We start from the raw sequence: 25,005 nt of genomic DNA on the forward strand, positions 1-25,005 counted from the left end.
CGTTGCGGTCGCGCTTCCGGTTTCCCGAAGCGGAGGTGCGTTTCTACGCGTCCCCGTCCGGCCCGTCAACACTTTTTTTCAACTTGGTGCGCTTCGCTTTCGCATCGCGCCCCGTGCTTCGGTTTCACGAAGCGGAGGGGCTATCTACCCGACCGCGCTCGGCCCGTCAACACTTTTTTTCAAGCTCCCGGGGAATCGTTCTCCCCCGGACCGCGCTTCCGGCTTTCCGTCGTGCGGAGGAGCGCTTCTACGCTTCCCCACCGACACCGTCAACACGTTTTTTCAACTTTCGCGTGCCGCGCTTTCGCGCCGCCCGCCGTGCCCCGGTTTCCCGAAGCGGAGGGGCTATCTACCCAACCGCGCCCGGCCCGTCAACACCTTTTTTCAAACTCCCGGGGAATCGTTCTCCCCCGGACCGCGCTTCCGGTTTCCCGTCGTGCGGAGGTGAGCTTCTACGCCTCCCCCACGACTCCGTCAACACGTTTTTTCAATCTTTCCAAGAGGCTACGCCTTCTCGCAAAGCCCCGTCGCGGTTTTCCGCAGCGGGGAGAGGCTATCTACGTGGGACGGGCCGGCCCGTCAAGTCAAATATTGCCCTCGTTTTTCGTGTTCTCAAGAACATCATTGATTCCAAATGTTTGAGAATCACATCTCCCAGGGGCCAAGGCATAGCGCGTGATGGTCCAGGCGTCGTTGTCGATGACGTCGGCATGCCCCCCGCCTCCGGGCGGCAGGGCCTCGCACAGGGCCTCCAGAAATGAGCCGGCATCCAGGAAGCGCCCTTCGTACTCGAAGGCGAGCGTCCCGTCCGCGTATTCGACGTCCTCGAAAGGACAGTCCGGAGCCAGCGCGGCCCAGGCCTCCGGTGGCAGGCCCCGCACTTCGCCGTAGACGCGCAGATCCGGCTTCACGCGCCCGCACCGCCTTCGTCGGCGAGAAGCCGCTCGGCCACGTGGATGTCGTACATCTCCAGGGGATCGACCCCGGTCTTGCGCTTCTTGTATTCCTCAGCCGCGGCAACGATGGCGTCATAGGGCACCCAGTCGTGGCCGTCCCAGATTTGTGGGTGCTCGCCGTTCCAGAGCCGGAATTCCACTTGGCCGTAGCGGTGGCGCACATACATGCGCACCCGCTTGTCCGCCGGATTCGGATAATAATACAACCCTAACTGATCTTTCACGTTCTATACTCCTCTTCCCCGTCGAGGGGGCCCGGGGGCATCATGCCCCCCGGCGGGGCGCGGGGCAGAGCCCCGCTCTTATTTCATACTCTTCTCAAATTCCTCGAACGTGCGCCGGGCCGTTTCGTCCCAGGAGAAAAGCGGCGCACGGACCAGGCCCAGGCGCGATTTCTCCGCGCGAAGGGTCGCGTCGTCCGCCACGCGCGCGAGCAGCCTGCCCATGCCCGCCGCATCGGCCGGGTCGTCGAGATAGATGCCGGCCTCGCCCGCCACCTCGGGCAGGCTGGAAAGCTTCGTGGTCACCACCGGGCAGCCGCAGGCCATGGCCTCCAGCACCGGCAGGCCGAAGCCTTCGTAGATGCTCGGGTACACCAGGGCCAGGGCCTTGGTGTAGAGCGCCGCCAGCGTGGCATCGTCGGCGTAGCCGAGCTCGATGGGAGGGTCGCCCTCCATGCGCGCCCGCGACCAGCCCGTCCAGCCGGCGGTGACCAGCGGCACGCCGCAGCCGGACGCGGCCAGGGCCCTCGGGATCACGTGCATGTTCTTGCGCGGGTCGTAGGTGCCGACGAACAGGAAATACCGCTCGGGCACCTGGGGCGGCAGCGGCGCGTCGAGCGGGTGAAACACCTCGGGCTCATGGGCGTTCCAGGTCACGCGGATGCGGCCGGGGGCGAGCCCGAGCATGCGCACCATCTCGTCCTTGGTAAAGCGCGACACGGCCAGAAAGCGCGACACCCGCGCGAGCCGCCGGAAAAAGAACATGCGGAAATAGCGCACCCGCTCGGCCGGATGGTGCTGCGGGAAGGTCAGAAGCGACAGGTCGTGGACGGTGAAGACGGTTTTCACCCCGGACGGCACGCGGAACGGAAAGAAGGCGGCCTCGTGGTAGACGTCGTAACCCCGGGCCGCCCGCCAAAACGCCAGTTCCCGCTGGTAATGACGGGCCAGGCGCACGCCGAGCGCCGCAACCGGGGGCAGCTTCCAGAGCAGGTCCGTCAGCCGCGACCGGGCGGCCAGATTCGCCGGCGGCTGCGGCGGCCTTGGCCCCACCCGCTTGCCGTCGAAATAACCGATCTCCAACCGGTCGCCGAAGCCGCGTTCCAGCGCCGCGTACAAACAGCGCAAGTACCGCCCGATCCCGGTATTCACCGTGGCCAACGGCACGGCATTGACGATGACGCGTAGTTTTCTCATGCGCTACGAGGAGGAATCGGGGGAGGGGACCCTTTTTTGAAAAAAAGGGTCCCCTCCCCCGCCCCCCACCCTCCCAAAAAACTTTTAAGGGGTAGGCCGCTTCAACCTGCCCAAAATCACATCTTCCCATGCGGCGCTTCGCCGCTGGCGCCCGTGGTCGCGGAAAGGGGGGCAACGTGGCTTACCGGCTTTGCGGCCTGCGGGTTGCCCCCCTTTCCGCGACCACATGCCCCGACGCTCCGCGCACCGACCGTCCCCCCGCCCGCTTGCCCTCCCCCCGTCGAGGAGGTCCAGGAGGGGATGATCCCCTCCTGGCCGCCGGAGGCATCTTCACTCTTCTCTCCACCCCTACTCCCGCTTCTCCATCACCGCGTCCACCACTCCCCGCATCTTCTCCACAAATACGCGCGTGTCGAAAAGCGCCGCGCGCGCCCGGCAGGCGGGGGCCATGTCGCGGGCCGTGGCCGCGTCGAGGGCGGCGACGCCACGGGCCACGTCGTCCGGGCCGGGGTCGGGCGGCAGCAGGATGCCTGTTTCGCCGTGCACGACGGTTTCGGTGAGCCCGCCTTCGCGCACGCCAAGGACGGGCTTGCCGGCGGCCATGGATTCCACGGGCGAGATGCCGAAGTCCTCGTCGCGCGGGATGTAGACGGTGGCGAGGCAGGTGCCGATGAGGCGCCTGAGGTCCGCGTCGGCGGTCCAGCCCCGGATGTCGATGTTGGGGCAGCCGGCGGCCAGCGCGCGCACGCGGGCGAGCTCCGAGCCGCCGGACACCACGACGAGGCGTTTGTCCGGCATGTCGCGGAAGGCACGCACGACGACGTCCACGCGTTTGAGCACGTCCACGCGGGCCGTGGAAAGATAGAACGGCTCTTGGCCGAGGTCGGCGAAGGCAGCCGTGTCCACGGGCGGATGCACGACTGTGGCGGGAAGGCCCAGGAAGTGTTCGATGCGCCGGCGCACGGTCTCGGAATTGGCGACGACGGCGTCCATGGCCCGGACCGCGTGCGCGTAGGCCCGGCGGTAGCCGGCCAGGAGCAGGGCGTAGAGCGGCCGGCGCGGCAGGGACTGGCGGCGCATGTAGAACTCGTGGTGGTCGTAGAGGATGCGCGGCGGCGTGTGGCAGTAGAGCACCTGTGGCGCGGCGATGCGGGCGTGGGCGAGCAGGCACAGGGAGCCGCTGTGGATGGCCAGCGGCGCGGCCACGGGCGGCATGCGCGCAAACGCCAGGCGCATGGCCAAAGTTTTGGAGAGCCGCGCGGCGAGCGGGCGGTTTACCGCCGCGGCGAGGTTTCGCGGCGGCGCGTCGAAATAGTCCGGGGGAAACGCGGCGGGGTCGTATTCGCCGGCAAGCAGTAGCGCGCCAAACGCCCGGGCCAGGGTCACGGCCACCTTCTCGCCGCCGCCGGGAAAGGCGAAGGCGTCGTGGAGGACCAGGGGACTTGCGGGAGTGCGATGCGGCATGGCGTATCCTTGGCGGCGACGGCCGGCCGGTCGGGGATAGCGTGGCCGGCGGCGTCTGGCAATGGGGGCCACGGAAATTCCCCCCGCGCCCCTTGTCCTTGCGCCGGGCGGTGTTACAAGAAAACAGACGCGCAAAGCAACGCGACAAGGAGGCGGCCATGGCCTTTAACGAGACGCTCATCCTCGGTGGCGTGGAATGCGACTACGACCCCGAGACCCACATTGCGCTGATCTATTGTTCCAACTGCTCGGAGCGCAACGAGGTGGAAGTCTGGATCGGCGACGACGGGGAGCCGGAATACGCGGGTTTCGTGTGCGAGAAGTGCGGGGCGTTCAACAGCCCCGACGCGGGCTGAGTTGCCGCCCGGCCCGACCTCGGCTACATGGAAACGAACCCTGCGGGGGAAGCGGAGGAGCGTTCCATGGAGGACAACAAAGGGCTCGCCTATTATTTGGAATTGATCCAACAGGCGCCGAGCTACCAGGATCTCGTGTTCATCCGAAACCGCATCTTCGACGCCATCGAGGCGACGCTCGCGGCCGAAGACGTGGATGCGATCAAACGCGCCTGGACCGATCGGGCCAAGGACGAGAGCGTCCCCGTGGTGCCGGCGAGTCAAAAGAAAACCGCCGACGCCTGAGCGCCGCGCGCGGGACGGGTTACGGCCCCGCGCGTCGCTTGAGGTGCAGGGTGAGCGACGGCCCGGTTTTCGGGGAAAAGACGGCCTCGGCCGTGTCCGGGCCGGTGAGCGTGCCCTTGAGAAGATGGCCGCTGCCGTGCTGCGCGGCGAAATCGGCCCCGAGAATGACGCCGGCCACATGGTAGATGTTCTTGCCGCCGCCGATGTCGGGGATTGCCACCACGCCGTTTATCATGTCGCCCTGGCGGGTGAAGTCGGCCGTGATCTCCTGGCCCAGCACCACGGCGGACCAGTTGCCCGCGATGTCCGCAGCCCGCTGCGCCAGGGCCGGCAGCGCGATCATGACCGCCAGCAGGACGCACAGGGCGGCTGCGCGGAAATACCGCCTCACAGCAAACCCTCGCGCCGCATGAGGGTCATGAACTTGGTCCGGATGGCCTTGAGTTCCATGACGACAGTTTCCACCTGGCTGTAGTGGCTGGAGAATTTGACGGCACCGTCAAGTTCCCGCTGCCGCTTGGCCAGCCGCTGGTTGACGAATTCCAAAAAGGCCTGAGGGCCCGAATCCTTGTTTTCCAAACTCTGCTCCGATGCGAAAGAAGCGGAAAGGCCGTGCGCTCCGGCCCTGCGGCCGGCGACGGCGCTGCGACGCGCGTTGCGCCATGGCGTGTTCTTTCAGGCTATATCCAGGAATCGGGTCGGGTTCAAGCGTTTCCGGCGCTCCGCCGCCCCGAAAAGCGGAAGCCGCCCGGACCCAGGGAGTGGTCCAAGCGGCTTCCTAAAAAGGCCGTGGTGGCGTGTTGGGGGAGGAGGCTAGGGGGTGGCCGCCACGGCCAGGTGATTTTGTGCGGTGTGGTTTCGGCTTACGCCCACCGCGCTCACGTCTCTTTATGAGCAAAAGGCGGGCCAACTTCAGCGGGATTGGCAAAATTTAATTTTACGCAGTAAATCAACATAATACAAAAAATAGCGTCGTTTAGGCGGCGGAAACCTCCTGCATGGGGCTTTCTACGCCCTTTCCTTTCGATTAGCTTTATTACAATCTTAATCCGGCGTCGCGGGCCATGGTGGCGGTGACGAGGCAGCCCGGAGGCGGCAGAGCGTGGTCAAGGTCCACATCGACGACGTGGAGCACGGCATGGTGGCCGACAAGGACGTAACCGGCCAGCAGGGCGTGGTTTTGTTGCGGCAAGGCGCCGTCATCTCGCAGGAGAACCTTCGCGCCATGCGCGCCTTCGGCGTGCGCGACGTGGAGGTCGTATCCGAGGCGGAACAGCCCGGAGAATCGGCTCCGGAACTGGAGGCGGTCGACCGGCGTTGCCGGGAACTGCTCGCGCCGCGCTTTGGCGCCCTGGACACCGCCGCGCCTTTCGGCCGGGCGGTGTTCGATCTGGCCGCCGCGCGCGCCGCCGCGCGCGTCCTGGCCGAAGGCCTGGATCTCGCGGCCACGGCCGACGCGCCGTCGCTGCTCGGGTTCGCGCCGGAAGCGCAGCTCTTTGGCCGCCAGCGTATCGACCCGGCGAGCCTCGTCAGTGGCGAAGTGGAACTGGCCACGCTGCCCGAAGTCCACGTACGCCTGCTTTCGGCCCTGCAATCGGAAAAGACCTCGGCCAGGGAACTTGCCGCGCTCATCGGGCGCGACCCGGGATTCGCCGCAAAACTCCTGCGCCTGGTCAACAGCCCCCATTACGCCGCGCGCAGCCCGGTGGACTCCATCACCCGGGCCGTGGACATGGTCGGGCGCAAGGAGCTGACCACGCTGGTCATGAGCCTGGCGGCGCTCAACGCCTTCGACGACATCGAGCCGGGCCTGTGGGACATGCGCGCCTTCTGGCGGCATGCCGCGGCCTGCGCCGTCTACGCTTCGCTGCTCGCGGCCTCCTGCCCGGGGACCTCCCCGGAACGGGTGTTCGTGGGCGGGCTGCTCCACGACCTCGGCCAGCTCGTGATCCTGCGCAAGCTGCCGGCCGCGGCCGGGCGGGCGCTTTTGCTGTCCCGCGTGGAGGGCCTGCCCGACGCGGAAGCGGAAACCGCGGTGCTCGGCATCGACCACGCCGCCGTGGGCCGGGCGCTCTTGGCCGGCTGGCATTTCCCCGAGAGCCTCGCGGCCATCGCCGGCGACCACCACCGCCCCTCCGGCGACGCCAAGGACCGGGAAACGGCGCTGGTCCACGTGGCGGACATTCTGGCCACGGCCTGGGCCTGGCCGCCCTTTGCCGGCTCACCCGTGCCGGCCCTGTCCGAAGCGGCCTGGCATTCCCTGGGCCTGACGGAAAGCATCCTGGCGGAAGTGGCCGAGGCCGGCGACGATCGCATCCGCGACATCGAATCCATCTTCTTCAACCCGGCGGGCAGACCGCCCCAATAACACCATGGCCCACGACGAACGCCCCACCGTTTCCCGCCGCAACCTCGTGCGCGCGCTGCTCGGCCGCGACATTCCCAAGCCCCGGGCCGACGCGTCCGCACCGGACCGGCACGCCGCCGGCGACGCGGCCTACGCCGCCGGGGACTACCCCGCCGCCGTGGCGGCCTACAGGGCTTCGGTGCGCGAAGACCTGTCCAACACGGCCGTGCGCTTCCGCCTGGGCCATGCGCTCTACGCCACGGGCCAGGCCCTCCAGGCGCGGGTGGAATTCGAGCACGTGCTGCGCCTGTCCGGGGGAACGGACGCCGCCGCACGCTTTTTCCTGGCGCTTTCGCTGCTTGCCCTGCACAAGCCGGCAAAGGCCGCCCTGGCCCTGGCGGCCTTTGCCGACCCGGACCGACCGGAACTCGAACGCGCCGCCCACGAGGCCGCCCAAAAACTGGAAAACGATCCCACCGTCGACGCCGCAGGCATGGCGCGGGAGCTGCACGTCCTTGCCGCGGCAACGGCCCTCGTGCCGGAATCGCCGACAAGCGCATAGTTTCCATCGGCAATATTGCCGTGATGCGCCGTGCACGTTATGGTGCACACATGCAGCAGGACCCGCATCCATTCGGCCGCCGCATCCGGGAAAAACGACTGGCCCTCCGGGCCGACGACCCCGCGTTTTCCCTGCGCCGCCTCGCCGCGCGCCTGGGCATCCAGCCGTCCTATCTGAGCCGCCTGGAACGCGGCGCGTCCCCGAGCCTGTCCGAGGCCCACATCCTGACCCTGGCCGAGGCCCTGGACGAATCGCCCGACGTCCTGCTCGCCCTGGCCGGCAAGCTTCCCTCCGACGTGCGCGACGCCCTGCTCGCCCGGCCGGAATCCCTGTGCGGGTTGATCCGGGACATCACCGCCCTGCCCGACCAGGGCGCATCCCCCTGGCACGACCTGCGCACCCTGGCCGCCTCGTTTCGCGAAACCCAGCGTCTGGCCAGGGTCGGCAGCTTCAACCGGGACATGCTCACGGGCCAGGACTTCTGGTCCGAGGAATTCCTACGCATTTTCGGATTGCCTGCGGACAGTCCGATCCCGACCTTCCCGGAATTTCTCGACCTGGTGCATCCCGATGACCGGCCGGCCGTGGAGGCGGTGCGGCACCGTCTCCTCGCCAAGGGCGGTTCCCTGCGTTACGAATACCGCTTCCGCCGCAGCGACGGCCTGTGGCGGTACGCCAGGGCCGTGGCCCGGGCCGAGCGCGACGCCTCGGGCCGCGTGACGCGCATCTACGGCACGGTCCAGGACGTAACCAGCGAGCGGCAGGCCCGCGACAACCTGCGTTCCATGGCCCGCTTCCCCGAGGACAATCCCAATCCCGTGCTGCGCATCGGCCGCGACGGCGCCCTGGCCTACGCAAATCCAAGCTGCGCGGCCCTGCTCGACGCCTGGGGCATGGCCGTCGGCGCGCCCATGCCCGCCCCCTTTGCCGCAGCCGCAAACCGCGCCCTCGAAACCGGTGCGCCGGCGACCATCCACATCCCCGTGGGCGAGACGCTTCTGGAAATAACCGCCTGTCCCCTGCCCGCAAGCCGGGAAGTCAACTGCTACGGCCGCGATGTCACCCTGGAACGGCGGACCGGGGACAACGGGAACGTTTTCGATCCCCGTCTTCGCCAGCTTTTCGACGACGCCGGCCTGGGCCTTTTCCAATCCACGCCGGACGGGCGCATCCTGGCTGTCAGCGATTCCATGGCGCGCCTGTTCGGCTACGGCACGCCCGCGGCCATGCTTGCGGCCATCGGCCACGACGCCGCCCAGGTCTTCCTGGACCCGGGGCAGCGCGCGCGCATCGTGGAGCGGCTGCGCCGCGACGGGGAATTGACGCGGCTGGACGTCGTCAACAAGCGGCGGGACGGTTCGAGCTTCATCGGCCGGCTGCACGTCCGCCTCGTCAACCGCGAGGGAAAGCAGGTCGTGGAAGGCTTCGTGGAGGACGTCAGCGAACGCCGGCGCATGGAGACGGAGTTGCGCGCCCGGGAAGAGCGCCTCAAGGCGCACCTGCGCAATTTTCCCCTGCCGACCCTCACCTTCGTGCTCAAGGACCGCGAACTCGTGCTGGCCGACGCCAACCGCGCGGCCGAAGCGCTTTTCCGGGGGCGCATCGGCACCTGCACGGACGCGCCGGCCGGGGCCATCTTCCACGAGTCCCCGGACGTCTACCTGGCGCTGTGGAGCGCCCTGGAGGCCCGGCGCACCAGCCGCAAGCGCCTCTCCTTCCGGCCACCCGGCGCGCCCGCGCCCGGCATCTTCGACATGACGTTCGTGTGCGCCGCGCCGGATACGGTCATGCTCCACGCCGAGGAGGTCACGGCGCTGGAAAAGGCGCGCGACGACGTGCGGCGCACGCTTACGCAACTGCGCGCCATCCTCGACCACGTGCCCTACGCCGCGAGCCTCGTCGACACGGACGGGCGCACGCTGTTCCTCAACAAGGCGTTTCGGGATCTTGTGGGCTATACGCTGGAAGACATTCCGGACGCGGACGCCTGGATGGCCAAGGCCTATCCGGACCCGAAGATGCGGCAAAAGGTCGTGGCGGATTGGCAGGCGACCCTGGGGAAGCAGGGACGGCGCGTCTACCCGGTCCGCTGCGGCGACGGGGTGACGCGGCTGCTCGATTTCACGGCCGCGCCCCTGCCGGACGGCAAGATGCTGCTCACCATGCGCCCGCCGGACGGCCCGGAAGCCCCGGCAGGCTTTGGCAAACCCGACGCGCCGTAAGGGAATTTCCGCTTCAGGAAAGCGTCGCCAGCACCGCTTCGGTCGCGGCGAAATCGGCCCCGGCCGCGGCCATGGCCGCCAGCGCCCGGGCGCCGTCGCCCGGGGTAAGATCCACGGCGGCGATGGCATCGGTGATGACCGTCACGGCGAATCCCGCGTCGAGGGCGTGCTGCGTCGCCTCCTTGACGCAGTATTCCGTGGCCACGCCGGCGACGTAGAGCCGGCCGGCCCCGAGCGCGCGCAGCACGGACGCGGCCCAGGGCACGTCGAAAAGCGACAGGGCGTCCTTGTGGATGACCACGTCGCCCGGTCCGGCGGCCAGGGCGTCGACGATGCGCGCGCCCGGCGTGCCCATGACGCAATGTACGGGCCAGTGGGCGAATTCCGCGGCATCCTCGGGATGGGCGTCGTTGTCGTAGACCACGGGCGCGCCCGCGGCCCGGAACGCGGCGCGCAGCCGGACGATGGGCGCGACCACGCCCTCGCCGGCCGGAAAATGCAGCCGGCCGCCGGGCACGATGAAGTCGTTGAGCATATCGACGACAAGCAGCAGCTTTCCCATGACGTCGCCTCCCGGAAAATCGTCGCGCGGCCGGTCTCGCGTCGCGACCGTCAGAAACACATCGGCATTTTCAAGAAAAAAGGCACCGTTTTTTTCGAGGACGCGACACTAGGGCATCGCCCGCTGCGGCGCGGCTCCGGCCTGGGGCGCGAGGATGGCCTTTTTGAGCAGGGCGGCCATTTCGGCGTTGAGCGCGACGTTGGCGTGGCTGTCCACGCCGTTGACCACCATGGAGCCGGGGGCGCGGCCGGCGAGCAGCGGCGTCAGGTCCACGGTCTCCACGCCATGCTCCCGGAAATAGGCCGCGACGCGCTGCGTCATGGGCGCGGTGCCGGTCACGTCGGCAAGACTCGGGATGACGAGCGCGACCAGCCGCGCCTTGTGCTCCCTGCACCAGTCCACGATGGAATCGAGCTCGGCGGCGTGCTCGGCCCACACGGCCGGGTCGGCGTAGGCGGCGCGCAGCCTGTCCCAGAAGCCCTTGGCCGCCTCCTCCACGTTGCCCGTGCGCGCCAGCCGCCAGTAGGCGAAGTTGGCCAGGGCGAAGTGGTCCACGAGGTAGCGCGTGAAGGCGGTCTGGGGAAAGCGGATGGTAAACGGCAGCGCGAAATGCGCCTTTTCCGCCGCGCGGTAGATGTCGTTGACGAAGTAGGCCAGGACCACGACGTCCGGGGCGAGGGGATAGGCGCGAAGCGCCTGGTCCTCGTCCACGGTGTCCCAGCCGATCTTGGAGGCGTTGGCCACGCGCCAGCCCTTGCCGAGGTCGCGGGCCAGCACGTCGCCGAAGCGGTCCTCGGCCCGGTCGATGCCGTGTCCGGCGGCAAACGAGTCGCCGACCACGAGCACCAGCTTTTCGCCGGCGGCCTTAGGCAGCGGCTCGACATCGCGATAGCCCAGGCTGTTGACCGGATGCCAGTGCCGGGCGAACCAGTTGCGGCTGGACATGGTGAGGTTGAAGCCGTCGGACTGGGCGAAGAAGAGCGCCATGCCGATTTCCAGGACGAGCAGCACGGCCATGGCGGCGTCCAGGGCCACGAGCGCCCCCATGCCCGCCGTGCGCGCCCGGCCGCGGCGCAGCCGGGAAAGCCCCCACATGGCAATGAGATTGAACGCGACCAGGGCCGCGAAAACGTACAAAATGTGGATCATGGGAATGCGGCCCGGGCCTTATCCCTTCTTGCGCCAGGGCTTTTCCTGGCCGGCACGCAGGCGGGCGATGTTTTCGCGGTGCTTGGCGATCACGAGCGCGGCCACGACCAGGGCGGCCGGCGTCAGCGCGCAGGGCCCCAGAAAATAGACCAGCACCGGCAGCGCCACGGCCAGGGTCAGGGAGCCGGCGGAGACGAAACCCGTGAGCGCGATGACGCATACGCATGCGGCCACGGCGAGCAGGGCCGGCACCGGCGCGACGCCGAGGAACACGCCGATGGTCGTGGCCACGCCCTTGCCGCCCTTGCCGTAGAGGAAGGCGGAAAACATGTGTCCGGCCACGGCGAGGACGACCACGAGCGACACGAAGACGGCGGAATCCGAAAGGGCCCTTGCGACAAGCACGGGAACGAGCCCCTTGGCCACGTCCAGGAGCAAGGTGGCCACGCCGTAGCGCGTGCCGCACAGCCGGGCGACGTTGGTCGCCCCGGTGTTGCGGCTGCCGCCCTGGCGCGGGTCGATGCCGCAACCGGCCATGGCCACGGCCAGGCCGAAGGGAAACGCGGCGACGAGGTACGTCAACACGAGGTACAGCATGCAGGCGAACACGAAACCCAAACCCATAACAACTCCACTTCCCTTTTTCAGGCCGTCCCGGGAATGCTCCCCCTGAGGGGAGATCCAGGAGGAGCTCGCTCCTTCCGGTCGCCGGAGTCGTCCCCCCGGCTACTTCGTCCCGCCGGCAGTCATGAAAAAGGCCTCGGCCCCTTCGGGCAGCCGGGCCGGAATCTCCTCCGCGCCGAAAACCCGCAATTCGTTGGTGAGCGGGTCGATCTTGCCCAGACGTAGCGCATACCTCTGACCGATGTAAACCGCGTCGCCCAGGGTGTCCCGCGTAGCGCGCACGTAGATCTGCATGTCCGGCAGGGACAGCGACACGAAGCCGCCGCCGCCGAGGTCCACCACGATGCCCTCGAAGGTGCGCTCGCGACAGGTGCGCTGGAGATAAAGCAGCTTCCAGTAGCGCGGGCGGAAACGCTGCACCCGGCCCACTGCCTCGATGCGCGAGGACAGTTCCGGCAGCCGCGCCTCGAGCTCGCCCCGGCTCCAGCGCGGCGCGCCCGTGCGCAGCAGGGCCTCGAGCTGGGCCAGGTTCACGAGGTCGGCGTAACGCCGCAGCGGCGAGGTCACGGGCGCGTAGGCCGTCGCTGCGAGCGTGGCGTGCGGCCTCGGATCGGGCTCGGTCAACGTCGGCGGCAGCTCGCGCACCACGCGCTGGATGGAAGGCGGATCGTCGTGCACGCCCCGGATCTCGGGGGGCAGCGTGGCATCCTGGGTACGAAAGAGCATGGCCGCGCCGTGGGATACGGCGTACTGCGCCGCGGCCGTGTTGCCGAGGATCATGAACTCGCTGACCATGAGCTGGGAACGCGGATAGGACGGGCAAAGCCCCATCTCCACGGTCGTGTTCTCGGGATAGCCGGAAAGGATGATGTCGGGCTCGGGCCGCTCGATGATGACAGCCCCGCGCTCCAGGCGCTTTTGCCGCAGCGCCGCGGCCAGCTTGTAGCCCAGGGCGAGGTTCTCCGGGACATCCGGCGCGTCGAGGGCCGCCTCCACCGCGGCGTAGGTGGTGTTTTCCGCCACGCGCACAAAGGACTTGCGCATGGAGAACCCGACCGTCTCGCCGGCCGCGTCGAACTCCCACTCCATGACGAGGGACGGGCGCACCTCGCCGGCGAGCAGGCTATATAGCCCGGTGCCGAGCGCCTCGGGCAGCATGTGGTACGTGCCCTCCGGCAGGTAGAGGCTCGAGGCGCGCGCGGCCACGGCCGCATCGAGGGGGCCGCCGAAATCCCAGTCCAGGGCCGGATCGGCCAGGGCCAGCACGAGCCGGATGCCGCCGTCCTCCCGCGCCTCGGCGAAAAAGGCGTCATCGATGTCGCGTGTGGTCGGGGAATCGACGCTGACGAAGGCGAGGGGCTCGGGGTCGCGCGCCAGGGAGGCCAGGCCCGCCTTGCGCGCCTCGATCTCGGCGGCGAACGGCCGCCACCAGTCGTCGCCCGGGGCGTAGTCGGCCTGGTCGAGCAGATAGTTGTAATGCGGGGGCACGATGCCCCACTGCGTGGCCAGGATGTAGGCCTGGAGGGGATGCTCGGGCAGGCCCTTTCGCAGCATGGCCCACAGCGTGGCCGCCTCGGCGTCCTCGGCGTCGGCCATCAGGCGCCTGAGCAGTTCGGCAAGCCGCCTGCCCGCCTCGGGATCGAGCCTCGCCGCCAGCGCCTGCGCCTTCTTGCGGTCGCCGGAGAGCCAGCCCTGCCACAGCTCCTTGAAAAAGGCCTGGCCGGCCACGACCACCTTTTCGCGCTCCTCGGCCTGGGCCGCCTCGACCATGCGCCGCTCCACGAGCTCGGCCGGAAAGACTTCGAATTTGGGCGGATGGAACTTGAAATGGGTCTTGCACCCGAGCAGCGCCCGGCCCATGGCCGCCACGGCGTCCACGTCGGGATGCTCGCCCACGAGCCCCGCGAACCACTCCGCGCTCTCCTCGCGCACCTCGCCCTGGGAGAGCTCCCACAACTCCAGCGGGTCGATGGCCTTGGCCGCGGCTTCGCGCCTGGCCTGGCAGGCGGTGAGGATTTCCAGGATCTCGCTGCGGTCCCTGGCCCCGTCGTAGCGCGGCCCCATCCAGGGCAACACGCGCGAAAGCGCCATCTTCTCCTCGCGCTTGGTCAACGTGTACAACCGCAGCCGCCCCGAGGCCTCCTCAAGCACCCAGGCCACCTGCGCCTGATTGCCCTGCATGTACTCCACCAGACACCCCGGCCCGGCATACCGCTCCAACGCCATGCGATGTATATCCTTTAGGGAAGGGAAAAGAGGAATCGGGGGGAGGGGACCCTTTTTTAGGAAAAAAGGGTCCCCTCCCCCCGGCCCCCCTCCCTCCCCAAAAACTTTTAAAGGGGGGTTCTATAAATAATGATGATAAAGGGGACCGGGCCTACCGTGTTACGAAATCCCTGTCCAGTCCCCCCCGTCGAGGGGTCCGGGGGGCATCATGCCCCCGGCCGCCGGAGGTGTCTTCTCTTCTCAATCAATGCCGAAACGAACGCTGGCCCGTGAACACCATGGCCACTTGCGGCGAGGCTTCGTTGCAGGCAACGATGACTTCGGGATCGCGGATGGAGCCGCCGGGCTGGGCGATGGCCGTCACGCCCGCGGCGATGCACAGGTCCACGCCGTCGCGGAAGGGGAAGAAGCCGTCGGAGACCAGCACCGAGCCGATGAGCCCGCCGCCGGCCGCTTCGGTCCTGGCCCGGATGTCGGCCAGGAGCTTCGCCGCTTCGGCGTCGGTCTTGGCCTTGAGCGTCAGTTCATAAAGCGAGAGGTTGCACGCGGCGAACGCGAGGCCGTCGGCGTACTTGGTCTTGGCCTTGTGGATGGTCAGTTCCACCACGCCCACGCGGTCCTGCTCGCCCGTGCCGATGCCCACCGTGGCCCCGTTTTTGACGAAGATGACCGAGTTGGACGTGACGCCGGCTTCCACGGCCCAGGCGAAAAGCAGATCCTCGGCTTCCTTGTCCGACGGGGCGCGGGCCGTCACCGTCGTGCCGGCCTTGTCCGTGGCCGTGGCCGGCAGGAAGTCCACGGCGGCAAGAATGCGGTTGCGGAAGGAGAACTGGAGCACGAGCCCGCCGTCGGCCAGGGACTTGAAGTCAAGGAACGGCTGGCCCACCAGCTTGTCGAGGGCCGCAAGGCCCGGCAGGCGGAAGATGCGCAGGTTCTTTTTGGACTTGAGGATCTCGAGCGCCTTGGGCTCGTAGTCCGGCGCGGCCACGACCTCGAAATAGACCGCGTTGATCTTCTCCGCCGTGGCCACGTCCAGGGTGCGGTTGACCACGATGGCCCCGCCGAAGGCGGCGATGCGGTCCGAGGCGAACGCGGCCTCGAACGCGGCGCACAGCCCCGCGTCGGACCAGGCCGCGCCGCAGGGATTGTTGTGCTTGAGGATGACGGCGGCGGGTTTGGCGGTCAGGTACTGCAAAATATTGACGCCGTTATCCACGTCGGTCAGGTTGGTCTTGCCGGGGTGCTTGCCGGACTGGAGCAGATGCTCTTCCGTGGCCGCGCAGACAAGGCCGTCGCCCGGGCCGCGGAACTCCACGCCGCCAAGCGTCAGCCGCCCCGCCTTCGGGGCGTAGAGCGCGGCGGGCTGGTCCGGGTTCTCGCCGTAGCGCAGGCCCTTTTCCTGGCCGTCGATGGTCCACGTCCGCTTGGCGAACGTCAGTTCGGCTTCGCCGAGCCGGATCACGAGTTCGGCCGGAAACGGGTCCTCGACCATGGTGGTGTACATTTTCTTGAGATCGCTCATGGCGTGACGGCTCCTTGCAGTAACGTGCGAGGGATGCCTAGCACAGCCGGCGGCACGGGGCAAATTGCATTTGGAAGCCCGGGGCGTTTCTGCTAACAAGGCCTGTCCGCCGGTGCTCTGGCGGCATCTCGCGTGGTGTAGGGAGTGATCGTGGAACAGGTACTGTTGAAGATGGCCAGGCAGCTTCGCGCCTTCGACGAAGCGTCGCTCATGGCCCTTTGGGACAAATACGCCGAGGCGGTGGGCCGGTTCGAGCCGTCCCAACGCTGGGAGGAATCTGTCCTGGTCCTGGCCATGATCCAGGGGATGCGCTTCAAAAATCAATTGTTCAACCATCATTGGGCCGAAAGCCGCCAGCCGGGACAACCCGCACCGCCCGAGGCGCCCGCCGACGCGAGCGCCCAGGCGACGCCGGAACCAGATGCCGCGCGGCAGCCCGAAACGCAACCGGCGGCGCCCAAGCCGCACCGGGGCAAGGTCCTCGCGTTTCGACCCAAGGATACAGGGGAGTCATAGGCCATGGCCGAATATCGCAACCCGCAGGCCGCCGGCTCGGGCCGGGGCATCGTCATACACGGGGCCCAATGGGGCGACGAAGGCAAGGGCAAGATCGTCGATCTGCTCACCGAATCCGCCAAGGCCGTGGTCCGCTTCCAGGGCGGCAACAACGCCGGACACACCCTGGTCGTCGGCGGCGAGAAAACCATCGTCCACCTCATGCCCTCCGGCATCCTCCACGACGGCAAGACCTGCCTCATCGGCAACGGCGTCGTCCTCGACCCGGAAGTGCTGTGCCGCGAAATGGACACCCTGGCCACGAAAGGCGTGCACGTCACCCCGGAGCGGCTCACCATCTCGCGCAAGACCCACGTCATCATGCCCTACCACCGCCTGCTCGACGGCGCGCGCGAAACCCTGCGCGCCGGCGGCAAGATCGGCACCACCGGCCGCGGCATCGGCCCGTGCTACGAGGACAAGATGGCCCGCATCGGCATCCGGGCCGGCGACTTCGCCGACCCGGAACTGCTGGCCAAAAAGATCGCCCAGGCGCTGATCGAAAAAAATACGCTCTTCACCAAGCTCTACGACATGCCCGCCCTGGACCCCGGGGACGTGGCCGAAACCATCGCTCCCGTGGCAAAGCGCCTGCTGCCCTACCTCGGCGACGTCTCCTCGGTCATCCAGAAAACCCTGGCCGCCGGCGGCGACGTGCTCTTCGAAGGCGCGCAGGGCACCCACCTCGACATCGACCACGGCACCTACCCCTTCGTCACCTCGTCCAATACCGTGGCCGGACAGGCCGCCGCCGGCAGCGGCTGCTCGCCCGACATCCTGAAACGCGTCGTGGCCGTGGTCAAAGCCTACACCACCCGCGTCGGCTCGGGCCCCTTCCCCACCGAACTCTTCGGCACCATCGGCGATTACCTCCAGGAAAAAGGCGGCGAATACGGCGCCACCACCGGACGCAAACGCCGCTGCGGCTGGCTCGACCTCGTGCTGCTGCGCGAATCCGCCCGCCTCTCCGGCCCCACCGATATCGCCCTGACCAAACTCGATGTCCTCAGCGGCCTCTACGAAGTCAAAATCTGCATCGGCTACCGCTACAAAGGCAAAATCCACGAATACCCGCCCCAGGAAGAAGGCGCGCTCGAACACGTCGAGCCGGTCTACGAAACCATGCCCGGCTGGGAAGAAGACCTCTCCGGCATCACCGCCTGGGAAGACCTGCCGCTCGCCGCGCGCGAATACGTGTCGCGCATCGAACAGTCGCTCAAAACCACCTGCTCCATCCTCTCCGTCGGCCCCGACCGAAAACAGACGATTATTAGAGGATAGGGAAGAAAGAAAAAGCTGGAAGTGGAAGATGCCTCCGGCGGCCGGGGGGGATAATCCCCCCCGGCCCCCCCTTGGCGGGGGATTGGCAAGCGGGTGGAGGCGTGGTTGGCGTGCGGCGCTTCGCCGCATTTGAAGAAAAGTTCCTTTAAGGTCTTTGTCTTTACGAGGCTTCCAAAGCAAAATTCCTTCAAACTCGCCCCGAAGGGGCGACGGGCCTGCGATGCCGGAATTTGGCCGGCGAGCCTGGAGCGCAGCGACGGCATCGCCGAAGGACTCCCGCCCACGGCCGAGCTCCCACCCGGCTGCACCGGACAGGGGGTTCGGAGGGGATGATCCCCCCGGGGGGGTTGCAGGGCAGCGCCCTGCTCTTTCACACCCACCCGACCAACCGACTAACCGACTTACCAACCGACCCACGAACCAACGACCCAGCGAAACCCCATGTCTGCCATCTCCCCTTCCCTCTCCCCCGCAGCCGCCATATTCGGCGTATCGCCCAGGCAGGCGCATGTGCTGGCCGGGCTGGACGCGCTGGCCAGGGCCGTGCCGCAGGCGGTGATTCTGGAGGGCGGCTCGGCCGAGGAGCGCGCGGCGGTGGGGTTGTATTTCACGGCGCGGCTCAATTGCAAAAGCGCGGTGCCGCCGTGCGGGACCTGCACGGCGTGTTTGCAGATTCTGGAAAACGTCTTCTTGGATTTTCAGTATTTCGACGGCGGTTCCGAATCGATCAAAGTGGACGCCATGCGCGAGGTGCGCGTGCTGGTGGGCGAACCGCCGCGCGGGTCGGGCAAGCGGGTGATTCTGCTCGCCGAGGCGCAGGGGCTGACCGAGGAGGCGGCCAACGCGCTCTTGAAAGCCATGGAGGAACCCAGGCCCGGCAACGTGTTCGTGCTGCTTGCGCCGCAGCGGGAACGGCTTTTCCCGACGCTGGTTTCGCGTTCGTTCGTGATGACGCTGGCCTGGCCGGACACGGCGGAGCCGGCTGCCGGCGGCGGCGAAGACGATCCCTGGCCGCTTCTGGACGGTTTGCATGCGTTCTGGCGCACGGGCCGGGGCTGGTTCACGGCGGCCAAGGGGCGGCCGACGCGCACGTGTGCGGAGCGGGTGTTGACGGAATTGTCGCGGGAGCTGGCCGGATTCCTGGCCGGCCGCGAGAACACGGAACTCGGGGCGCTGCTCGGGGCGTGTTACGATCCGGACGTGGCGCGACGGCTGGACTTGCTTTTGGCGGAGAGCCAGGAGGCGCTCATTTTGGCGGTCAATCCGGCAGTGGTGCTGGACCGGCTGGCCACGCGCGCCTATCTGTGGCTGCGGCGCTGAGCGCCAGCGCGGATTTTTCCCCAGAAAACGAACGCCCGCCGCCGGCGAACCGGCGACGGGCGTTTTTTTGCGCGGAAGCGGCCGAACTATTCGGCTGCGGCTTCTTCCTTTTTCTTTTTCTTGGGCACGCCCTGGAGGAAGATCGTCTGGTGCTCGGTGGCCACCGGACGGTGCTCCTTGGTCATGGACAGGCAGCTCGTGGGGCAGACGTCCACGCACACGCCGCAGTACACGCAGGCCATGGCGTCGCAGGCCCAGGTGCCGGCCTTGTTGTCCACGGTGATGCACTGGGACGGGCATTTGATCATGCAGGAGCGGCAGAAGATGCACTCGTCCACATTGCAGACGAGCGTCCCCCGAAACCCTTCGAAATGGCCCCGCACGGCAATGGGATAAAGCCGGGTGGAACTTTTCGTCAGCAGGTTCGTGACGACGTTTTTGGTCATGTTGAACATGGAAGGAAGCTCCTTTTTTACCGTTCAGTGCAGCTGATGCAGGGGTCGATGGACAGCACAATGACCGGCACGTCGGCCAGCTCGCACCCCGGCAACATGGCCAGAAGCGGCGGGATATTGGCGAAGGTGGGAGTGCGGATGCGCACGCGCTCCATGTTCTTCGACCCGTTGCCCTTGATGTAGTAAAGGAGTTCGCCGCGGGGCTGTTCCACGCGGGTGACGGCCTCGCCGTCGGGCTTGCCCTTGACCTTGGCGGCCACGTGGCCGGCGGGCAGGTCGAGGTTGGGCGGCGGCGCGGACACGAAGCGGTGGCGCTTGTCGCGGTTGTAGGCCTGCATGATGTCGCGGCGCTCGCCGGCGGAGACGGGCGTGGGGGTGTCGTCCTCCATGGCTCCGGCGACGTTGGCCGCGGTTTCGCCGGCGGGCATGCGGGCGATGGCGAGGCGCACGAGGTCGATGGACTGGAGGGTCTCGCGGAAACGCACGGCGCTGCGGGCGTAGGAGTCGCAGCCGTATTCCACGATGGGCTCGAAACCGATTTCGCCAAAGGCGGCGTAACCGGTCTGGCGCACGTCTTGCGCCCAGCCCGAGCCGCGAAGGGTAGGACCGGCCGCGCCCAGCTGGTAGGCCTGCTCCTTGGTGAGCACGCCGACGCCCACGGTGCGTTTCTTGACGGTGTAGTCGCTGAGGATGGTGTCGGAGAGCTGCTTGAGCTCCTTTTCGGAGATGGCCAGTTGCTGTTCAATCCACTGGCACTGTTCCGGGGACAAGTCACGGCGCACGCCGCCGATCACGTTGACCGAAACCACGACGCGGTTGCCGCAGGTGGCTTCCATGATGTCCATGATGCGCTCACGGATGCGCCAGAACTGCATGAACAGGCTCTCGAAGCCGAAGGCATCGGCGAAAAGCCCGAGCCACAGCAGGTGGGAGTGCATGCGGTGCAGCTCGCCCCAGATGGTGCGCAGGTACTTGGCGCGGCGCGGCACTTCGACGCCCATGATCTGTTCGACGCCCTCGCAGTAACACAGGGCGTGCAGGCAGGAGCAGATGCCGCAGACGCGTTCGACAATCTGGATCATCTGGTTGAAGTCGCGGATCTCACACAGTTTTTCCAGGCCGCGGTGGACATAGCCCAAGGTGGGCAGCGCCTCGATGACGGTCTCGTTTTCGATGGTGAGCTTCAAGTGCAGCGGTTCCGGCAAGACGGGATGCTGCGGTCCGAACGGCAATATGGTACGGGCCATAAGGTTCCCTCGTTAGCTCTGTTTTTGAGCCACGCTGACCTTGCAGAAAGGCATGGCGCGGACTTCTTCTTCAAGGTACAGGGCTCCACCGAAATCGAGCACGATGTCGGAGAAGCAGATGCCGAACTGGTCGCGGATCTCGTTTTCCACGAGCAGCGCGGCGAAGTAGACCGGCGAGATGCTCGGGACCACGGTCTCCTTGGGCACGGTCAGCCGGTAGTGCTTCATGGTCAGGTCTTTGTCGTAGTGGTAGATGACGTCGAAGTTGGCGTCGTCGATCTGGTTGGCGGACATGGTGACCAGCCGCCAACCGTCGTCGAAGCACTCCTTGGCGACGTCGCGCACGGCGTCAAGCGACAGCGGAATGGTTTCGAGCACGTTGGTATCCTTGTGCGGGGCGGCGCCCCGGTTGGGTCGTTTACGCGGCCGGCCGCCTAGGCGGTCATGCCGAGCAGGGTCTTGACCTTTTCCAGGGCGGCCACGACGCCGTCGATGATGGCTTCGGGGCGGGCCGGGCAGCCCGGGACGTAGACGTCCACGGGGATGACCTTGTCCACGCCGCCGACCACGTTGTAGGCCTCGCGGAACACGCCGCCCGTGCAGCCGCACGCGCCGATGGCGATGACGGCCTTGGGTCCGGGCATCTGGTCGTAGATGTTTTTGAGCACGTGTTTGTTGCGCTGGTTGACGGTGCCCGTGACCAGCAGCACGTCGGCGTGCTTGGGGTTGCCGACGTTGATGATGCCGAAGCGTTCGATGTCGTAGATGGGCGTGAGGCAGGCCAGGACCTCGATGTCGCAGCCGTTGCAGCTGCCGCAGTCGAAGTGGACCACCCACGGGGACTTGATGCGTCCTTTATTGATCATGTTGCCGAACATGGTTTCTCCTTGGGCGGACGGCCGTTATTGCGCGTAGAGCCACAGCATGTTGACGATGGTGAGGATGACGCCCACGCCTACGGCGGAACGCAGCATCCAGCGCCAGGTCAGGCGGGCCGTGACGTTGTCCACGATGATTTCGGCCAGGTAGGTCAGGGCCACCAGGACGACCATGCCGACGACGCTCGTGGACCAGAACAGCGCGCACAGCCCGAGGACGAGGATGACCTCGTACCAGTGGGCGATCTCGATCATCGCCAGGTAGGGGCCGGAGTACTCGGTGTACACACCGCGCACGAGTTCCTGGTGCGCGTGGTGGCAGGCCGAGATGTCGAAGGGCGATTTGCGCAGCTTGATCGTCAGGGCGTAGCCCAGGACGATGAACATGAGCGGGATGTCGTAGAGCATCGGGTGCTTGAGCTCGAAGACGGCGCTCACCTTGAAGCTGCCCGTCACCATGGCGATAGCGGCGAAGACAAGGATCAAAAGCGGCTCGTAGGCCAGCATCTGAAGCAGTTCGCGCTGGCCGCCCACCTGGCTGTAGGGCGAAGGCGAGGCGAGCGCGCCCATGACCAGGAACACCGCGCCCACGGTCAGGACGAAGAAGATGAGCAGCAGATCGGAGCCGGTAAACAGCAACACCACGGAAAGCGCCGCGCCGACGACGTAGACGTAGGCGCAAAGGGCCTGCCAGGTGTTGGTGACCATGGGCTCCTTGCCCAGGAGTTTGAACACGTCGTAAAGGGGCTGCAGGATGGGGGGCCCATAGCGGGACTGCAACCAGGCGGTGACCCGGCGATCCACGCCGGAAATCAGCGCCCCCGCGATGGGGGCCAGGACCAGGGCCAGTATGGCGATAATGATTTTGGCGATCACAGGGCGCCTCCGAAAAGCATGATCACGAGTACGGCCATGGCGACGACGTTGATCCACTTCGTCAGCACGGCCTCGCCGAAGAACTGCTCGAGGTAGTAGCTGCCGGAGGCGGCGGCCACATGCTGGCCCAGGGGCCCGAGGAAGCCGGGCTTGCCGTCGACGGTTTCCTGTTCGCCGCACATGTAGGGCGCGGACACCTGGGCGGCGGTGACCTTCCGCGACTGCTTCACGGCATAGTAGAAGCCGAGGCCGAGCAGGATGAACAGCGGGTAGACGATGAACACGCCGCTTGCGGATTCAAGGTTGCCGTAGCTCACGGCGTAGGCCGTGGCCTTGTAGTACATGGCCACCACCGGGGCGACCAGGCCGTTGTAGACGAAGGGCGAAACCAGGCTGACGAGGACGGCCATGGCCGCCAGGATGACGAGCGGCAAACGCACGGAGCAGTCCTGGGTCTCGGGCTGGGGCTTGCCGAACGGGGAGATCAGCAGGATGCCGGCCCAGCGGCACCAGAAGAGCACGGTGAGGCCGGAGCCGAGCGCCAGCATGATCATGACCAGGAACTGTCCCTGGGCGGACTCGATGGCCATCCACTTGGCCATGAGCATGCCGAAGGGGGGCAGCATCATGGTGAGCACGCCGATGATGGTGATGATCGTCGTGCGGGGCATGCGGGCGTAGAGACCGCGCATGTCCTCGATGTCGCGCGAGCCGATCTTCTGCTCGATGGCTCCCACGCACAGGAAGAGCAGGGCCTTGGAGATGGCGTGGAAGATGATGAGCAGGATGGCCGCGGTGATGGCGGCCGGGGTGTTGATGCCGGCGCAGGCGATAATCAGCGCCAGGTTGGAGATGGTGGAGTAGGCGAGCACTTTCTTGCCGTTGGACTGGCCGGCGGCCAGGGCGGCGGTGGCCAGGAACACGAAGGCGCCGAACAGCGCGATGAAGTTGCTCAGGTACGTGCCGGCATAGATCGGAGCCAGGCGCACGATGAGGTACACGCCGGCCTTGACCATGGTGGAGGAGTGCAGCAAGGCCGAGACCGGGGTGGGCGCGACCATGGCGCCCGTGAGCCAGCTCTGGAACGGGGCCTGGGCGGCCTTGGTCATGCCGGCGAAGACCAGCAGGAACATGGGGATGAGGATGGCGCCGCCGGCCACGGCGAATTCCGGCCCGCGGGCCAGGATGTCGGCCAGGGACAGGGTGCCGGCCACCTTCTGCAGGACGATCAGCGCGAACAGGAAGGCCGCGCCGCCGAGCACGTTCATCCACAGGGCGCGTTCGGCGTTCTTGCGGGCGATCTCCGTGTCGTCATGGCCGATGAGCATGAACGAACACAGCGTGGTGCATTCCCAGAAGAAGTACATCCACAGGAGGTTGTTGGCCAAAACCAGGCCGTTCATGGCACCCAGGAACAACACGATGAAGAAGAAGAAACGGGGTTGCTTCGACTTGGCCAGGTGCAGGTGCTCTTCGTGCTCCTTCATGTAGCCGATGCCGTAGACGGCGATCAGCGAACCCACGATGGAGACGATGCAGACCATGATCAGGCTCAGGTCGTCGGCGAAAAAGGCCGGGGTGGTCCCGTGCCCTTCGACCATGAAGAAATCGAGCCAGATGAGACCGAGAATCTGCGCCGCCGTAAGCCAGATGATGATCTGGTTTTTGCGTTTCAAGCCGACGCACAGCACCACGAGCAGTATGACGAAGTCGCCAAGGGTGACGAGCGAGTCATACAGCGGGGCCGGCGACAGGATGAACGCCCCGCCGCGCAGCATTGCCAGCGACGCGAGGATGAGCACTCCCGCCGTGGCCACCAGGATGACCTTGCGCACGTTTTGCTGTCGCAAAACGAGCAACACGGCTGCGACCAGGAATGGCAGCAGCACCGTCGCAAAGACCAACGTGTCGAGCATAGGCACCTCGGAAAAAAGTTAAGGGGACCGCCATGGACACACGCCCTCCCCCCGCCGCGAGGCAGAGCAATCCAAGAGCAATGCGATCGCCTGCTTTGGAAATCTCTAGGCCCCATGGAGGAGAGCGTCAAGTTTAGGCGTCTTATAAGAAAATGCCAGTGCGTGCAATAGCGTGATTCGTTTCACAAGGGCTTCTTTCCAGGGAAAAAGCGCCTCCCCGCCGCACCTCCGTTGGCAAAAACAAGCACTACCACAGTCGGAATTATGAAAAATCACGTGTTTTCAAAAGATTATCCGGCCCGTATTTTTTTGCGCCCAATCCAATTTTTTTTGCGCTTCGCCTCTTGCCTTTCACTGCGATGTGGTTAGATACATTCCCGCCTGCCGCTAGCACTCCCTCATGGCGAGTGCCAGAGCGGGTCAAATTTCGCCAAACACCATTGGAGGTTCCCGTATGAAGCTGAAACCCTTGGGCGATCGCGTGCTTGTCAAACGGCTGGAGCAGGAAGAAGTGACCAAAGGCGGCATCATCATCCCCGATTCCGCCAAGGAAAAGCCCATGAAGGGCGAAGTCATCGCCGTCGGCCCCGGCAAGCTCGCCGAGGACGGCAAGCACATGAAGATGCACGTCGAGAAGGGCGATCTGGTCCTTTTCAACAAGTACGCCGGCACCGAGATCAAGCTCGACGACGAGGACTTCCTCGTCATGCGCGAAGACGACATCCTGGCCGTCATCGAAGCCTAAGGCCCGCGGCATACCTCGTTCCGATCACCTCGATTTTCA

26 protein-coding genes are annotated in these 25,005 nt (G+C 66.6%); 9 read left to right on the plus strand and 17 right to left on the minus strand.

The genetic code is table 11. The annotated features are described in order from the left end of the window. Window positions 1-584 precede the first annotated feature (584 nt). The 4 genes from Q368_RS0119390 to Q368_RS0119405 form a co-directional block, all read right to left on the minus strand. Entirely contained in the window at window positions 585-911 is a 327-nt protein-coding gene (locus tag Q368_RS0119390) for a hypothetical protein (protein WP_029460700.1), read from the minus strand. Beyond that, on the minus strand, window positions 908-1,180 hold the full coding sequence (locus tag Q368_RS0119395; protein WP_029460701.1) for a hypothetical protein: 273 nt from the start codon (window positions 1,178-1,180) through the stop codon (window positions 908-910). The genes Q368_RS0119390 and Q368_RS0119395 overlap by 4 nt, the downstream gene beginning before the upstream one ends. Window positions 1,181-1,258: 78 nt before the next feature. Further along, window positions 1,259-2,374 (minus strand): glycosyltransferase family 4 protein, encoded by a 1,116-nt coding sequence (locus Q368_RS0119400; protein WP_029460702.1) that lies wholly within the window; start codon window positions 2,372-2,374, stop codon window positions 1,259-1,261. A 348-nt stretch (window positions 2,375-2,722) separates the two neighbouring features. Beyond that, complete coding sequence (locus Q368_RS0119405; protein ID WP_029460703.1) at window positions 2,723-3,838, minus strand: glycosyltransferase; 1,116 nt, start codon at window positions 3,836-3,838, stop codon at window positions 2,723-2,725. A gap of 158 nt (window positions 3,839-3,996) precedes the next feature. Here Q368_RS0119405 and Q368_RS0119410 point away from each other — a divergent pair, with 158 nt between their 5' ends. Both Q368_RS0119410 and Q368_RS0119415 read left to right on the plus strand, forming a co-directional pair. Next, a complete protein-coding gene (locus Q368_RS0119410) occupies window positions 3,997-4,194 on the plus strand; it encodes a hypothetical protein (protein ID WP_029460704.1) in 198 nt (65 codons plus the stop codon). Between the two features lie 66 nt (window positions 4,195-4,260). After that, window positions 4,261-4,479 (plus strand): hypothetical protein, encoded by a 219-nt coding sequence (locus Q368_RS0119415; protein WP_029460705.1) that lies wholly within the window; start codon window positions 4,261-4,263, stop codon window positions 4,477-4,479. Between the two features lie 19 nt (window positions 4,480-4,498). Here Q368_RS0119415 and Q368_RS0119420 read toward each other — a convergent pair whose 3' ends face one another. Together Q368_RS0119420 and Q368_RS0119425 are read right to left on the minus strand one after the other, a co-directional pair. After that, a complete protein-coding gene (locus Q368_RS0119420) occupies window positions 4,499-4,870 on the minus strand; it encodes a hypothetical protein (RefSeq protein WP_029460706.1) in 372 nt (123 codons plus the stop codon). Next, the gene (locus tag Q368_RS0119425) at window positions 4,867-5,058 is read right to left on the minus strand and encodes a hypothetical protein (protein ID WP_029460707.1); all 192 of its coding nucleotides are present in this window, start codon (window positions 5,056-5,058) and stop codon (window positions 4,867-4,869) included. The genes Q368_RS0119420 and Q368_RS0119425 overlap by 4 nt, the downstream gene beginning before the upstream one ends. 523 nt (window positions 5,059-5,581) lie before the next feature. Between Q368_RS0119425 and Q368_RS0119430 the strand changes: the two genes are divergently transcribed. From Q368_RS0119430 to Q368_RS23455, 3 genes are read left to right on the plus strand one after another with little or no spacing between them, the layout of a single operon-like run. Beyond that, window positions 5,582-6,847, plus strand: a complete 1,266-nt coding sequence (locus Q368_RS0119430) for an HDOD domain-containing protein (protein WP_029460708.1) — start codon at window positions 5,582-5,584, stop codon at window positions 6,845-6,847. Between the two features lie 4 nt (window positions 6,848-6,851). Further along, on the plus strand, window positions 6,852-7,388 hold the full coding sequence (locus Q368_RS0119435) for a tetratricopeptide repeat protein (protein WP_029460709.1): 537 nt from the start codon (window positions 6,852-6,854) through the stop codon (window positions 7,386-7,388). A 50-nt stretch (window positions 7,389-7,438) separates the two neighbouring features. Then, complete coding sequence (locus Q368_RS23455) at window positions 7,439-9,610, plus strand: PAS domain S-box protein (protein WP_169740609.1); 2,172 nt, start codon at window positions 7,439-7,441, stop codon at window positions 9,608-9,610. Between the two features lie 13 nt (window positions 9,611-9,623). Here the strand turns inward: Q368_RS23455 and Q368_RS0119445 are convergent, their stop codons facing one another. The 5 genes from Q368_RS0119445 to Q368_RS0119465 all read right to left on the minus strand — a co-directional run bounded on the left by Q368_RS0119445 (window position 9,624) and on the right by Q368_RS0119465 (window position 15,693). Further along, window positions 9,624-10,172 (minus strand): cysteine hydrolase family protein, encoded by a 549-nt coding sequence (locus tag Q368_RS0119445; protein WP_029460711.1) that lies wholly within the window; start codon window positions 10,170-10,172, stop codon window positions 9,624-9,626. A gap of 108 nt (window positions 10,173-10,280) precedes the next feature. Continuing rightward, entirely contained in the window at window positions 10,281-11,321 is a 1,041-nt protein-coding gene (locus tag Q368_RS0119450; RefSeq protein ID WP_029460712.1) for an SGNH/GDSL hydrolase family protein, read from the minus strand. A gap of 18 nt (window positions 11,322-11,339) precedes the next feature. Continuing rightward, window positions 11,340-11,945: a glycerol-3-phosphate 1-O-acyltransferase PlsY gene (gene plsY / locus Q368_RS0119455; protein ID WP_029460713.1), complete on the minus strand. Its 606-nt coding sequence runs from the start codon at window positions 11,943-11,945 to the stop codon at window positions 11,340-11,342. Between the two features lie 102 nt (window positions 11,946-12,047). Further along, the gene (locus tag Q368_RS0119460) at window positions 12,048-14,171 is read right to left on the minus strand and encodes a ribonuclease catalytic domain-containing protein (protein ID WP_029460714.1); all 2,124 of its coding nucleotides are present in this window, start codon (window positions 14,169-14,171) and stop codon (window positions 12,048-12,050) included. 244 nt (window positions 14,172-14,415) lie between these two features. Next, complete coding sequence (locus Q368_RS0119465) at window positions 14,416-15,693, minus strand: IMP cyclohydrolase (RefSeq protein ID WP_029460715.1); 1,278 nt, start codon at window positions 15,691-15,693, stop codon at window positions 14,416-14,418. Between the two features lie 150 nt (window positions 15,694-15,843). On the opposite strand from Q368_RS0119465, the gene Q368_RS0119470 reads away from it, so the two are divergent. The 3 genes from Q368_RS0119470 (at window position 15,844) to Q368_RS0119480 (ending at window position 18,849) form a co-directional block, all read left to right on the plus strand. After that, entirely contained in the window at window positions 15,844-16,209 is a 366-nt protein-coding gene (locus Q368_RS0119470; protein WP_029460716.1) for a hypothetical protein, read from the plus strand. Window positions 16,210-16,212: 3 nt separating this feature from the next. Beyond that, window positions 16,213-17,529, plus strand: a complete 1,317-nt coding sequence (locus tag Q368_RS0119475) for an adenylosuccinate synthase (RefSeq protein WP_029460717.1) — start codon at window positions 16,213-16,215, stop codon at window positions 17,527-17,529. A gap of 441 nt (window positions 17,530-17,970) precedes the next feature. Continuing rightward, a complete protein-coding gene (locus Q368_RS0119480) occupies window positions 17,971-18,849 on the plus strand; it encodes a DNA polymerase III subunit delta' (RefSeq protein WP_029460718.1) in 879 nt (292 codons plus the stop codon). A gap of 86 nt (window positions 18,850-18,935) precedes the next feature. Here the strand turns inward: Q368_RS0119480 and Q368_RS0119485 are convergent, their stop codons facing one another. From Q368_RS0119485 to Q368_RS0119510, 6 genes are read right to left on the minus strand one after another with little or no spacing between them, the layout of a single operon-like run. Continuing rightward, window positions 18,936-19,304 (minus strand): 4Fe-4S binding protein, encoded by a 369-nt coding sequence (locus Q368_RS0119485; protein ID WP_029460719.1) that lies wholly within the window; start codon window positions 19,302-19,304, stop codon window positions 18,936-18,938. Window positions 19,305-19,321: 17 nt separating this feature from the next. After that, window positions 19,322-20,551 (minus strand): hydrogenase large subunit, encoded by a 1,230-nt coding sequence (locus Q368_RS0119490; protein WP_029460720.1) that lies wholly within the window; start codon window positions 20,549-20,551, stop codon window positions 19,322-19,324. A 12-nt stretch (window positions 20,552-20,563) separates the two neighbouring features. Next, window positions 20,564-20,929: an NADH-quinone oxidoreductase subunit C gene (locus Q368_RS0119495; RefSeq protein ID WP_029460721.1), complete on the minus strand. Its 366-nt coding sequence runs from the start codon at window positions 20,927-20,929 to the stop codon at window positions 20,564-20,566. Between the two features lie 56 nt (window positions 20,930-20,985). Next, a complete protein-coding gene (locus Q368_RS0119500) occupies window positions 20,986-21,429 on the minus strand; it encodes an NADH-quinone oxidoreductase subunit B family protein (RefSeq protein ID WP_029460722.1) in 444 nt (147 codons plus the stop codon). Between the two features lie 24 nt (window positions 21,430-21,453). Beyond that, entirely contained in the window at window positions 21,454-22,305 is an 852-nt protein-coding gene (locus Q368_RS0119505; protein ID WP_029460723.1) for a respiratory chain complex I subunit 1 family protein, read from the minus strand. Continuing rightward, entirely contained in the window at window positions 22,302-24,221 is a 1,920-nt protein-coding gene (locus tag Q368_RS0119510; protein WP_029460724.1) for an NADH-quinone oxidoreductase subunit 5 family protein, read from the minus strand. Before Q368_RS0119510 ends, Q368_RS0119505 begins: the two co-directional genes overlap by 4 nt. Window positions 24,222-24,675: 454 nt before the next feature. Between Q368_RS0119510 and groES the strand changes: the two genes are divergently transcribed. Next, window positions 24,676-24,966 (plus strand): co-chaperone GroES, encoded by a 291-nt coding sequence (groES, locus tag Q368_RS0119515; protein ID WP_029460725.1) that lies wholly within the window; start codon window positions 24,676-24,678, stop codon window positions 24,964-24,966. The last annotated feature ends 39 nt before the right edge of the window (window positions 24,967-25,005 follow it).

It is taken from the genome of Solidesulfovibrio alcoholivorans DSM 5433 (assembly GCF_000702665.1).
GTDB classification, from domain to species: Bacteria; Desulfobacterota; Desulfovibrionia; order Desulfovibrionales; family Desulfovibrionaceae; genus Solidesulfovibrio; species Solidesulfovibrio alcoholivorans.

Excerpts from the sequence above, each read along its gene's own strand:
- Q368_RS0119400 (WP_029460702.1), bottom strand. The coding sequence starts at position 2,374 with ATGAGAAAACTACGCGTCATCGTCAATGCCGTGCCGTTGGCCACGGTG.
- Q368_RS0119405 (WP_029460703.1), bottom strand. The coding sequence starts at position 3,838 with ATGCCGCATCGCACTCCCGCAAGTCCCCTGGTCCTCCACGACGCCTTC.
- Q368_RS0119410 (WP_029460704.1), top strand. The coding sequence starts at position 3,997 with ATGGCCTTTAACGAGACGCTCATCCTCGGTGGCGTGGAATGCGACTAC.
- Q368_RS0119415 (WP_029460705.1), top strand. The coding sequence starts at position 4,261 with ATGGAGGACAACAAAGGGCTCGCCTATTATTTGGAATTGATCCAACAG.
- Q368_RS0119435 (WP_029460709.1), top strand. The coding sequence starts at position 6,852 with ATGGCCCACGACGAACGCCCCACCGTTTCCCGCCGCAACCTCGTGCGC.
- Q368_RS23455 (WP_169740609.1), top strand. The coding sequence starts at position 7,439 with ATGCAGCAGGACCCGCATCCATTCGGCCGCCGCATCCGGGAAAAACGA.
- Q368_RS0119445 (WP_029460711.1), bottom strand. The coding sequence starts at position 10,172 with ATGGGAAAGCTGCTGCTTGTCGTCGATATGCTCAACGACTTCATCGTG.
- Q368_RS0119450 (WP_029460712.1), bottom strand. The coding sequence starts at position 11,321 with ATGATCCACATTTTGTACGTTTTCGCGGCCCTGGTCGCGTTCAATCTC.
- plsY (WP_029460713.1), bottom strand. The coding sequence starts at position 11,945 with ATGGGTTTGGGTTTCGTGTTCGCCTGCATGCTGTACCTCGTGTTGACG.
- Q368_RS0119460 (WP_029460714.1), bottom strand. The coding sequence starts at position 14,171 with ATGGCGTTGGAGCGGTATGCCGGGCCGGGGTGTCTGGTGGAGTACATG.
- Q368_RS0119465 (WP_029460715.1), bottom strand. The coding sequence starts at position 15,693 with ATGAGCGATCTCAAGAAAATGTACACCACCATGGTCGAGGACCCGTTT.
- Q368_RS0119475 (WP_029460717.1), top strand. The coding sequence starts at position 16,213 with ATGGCCGAATATCGCAACCCGCAGGCCGCCGGCTCGGGCCGGGGCATC.
- Q368_RS0119480 (WP_029460718.1), top strand. The coding sequence starts at position 17,971 with ATGTCTGCCATCTCCCCTTCCCTCTCCCCCGCAGCCGCCATATTCGGC.
- Q368_RS0119485 (WP_029460719.1), bottom strand. The coding sequence starts at position 19,304 with ATGTTCAACATGACCAAAAACGTCGTCACGAACCTGCTGACGAAAAGT.
- Q368_RS0119490 (WP_029460720.1), bottom strand. The coding sequence starts at position 20,551 with ATGGCCCGTACCATATTGCCGTTCGGACCGCAGCATCCCGTCTTGCCG.
- Q368_RS0119500 (WP_029460722.1), bottom strand. The coding sequence starts at position 21,429 with ATGTTCGGCAACATGATCAATAAAGGACGCATCAAGTCCCCGTGGGTG.
- Q368_RS0119510 (WP_029460724.1), bottom strand. The coding sequence starts at position 24,221 with ATGCTCGACACGTTGGTCTTTGCGACGGTGCTGCTGCCATTCCTGGTC.
- groES (WP_029460725.1), top strand. The coding sequence starts at position 24,676 with ATGAAGCTGAAACCCTTGGGCGATCGCGTGCTTGTCAAACGGCTGGAG.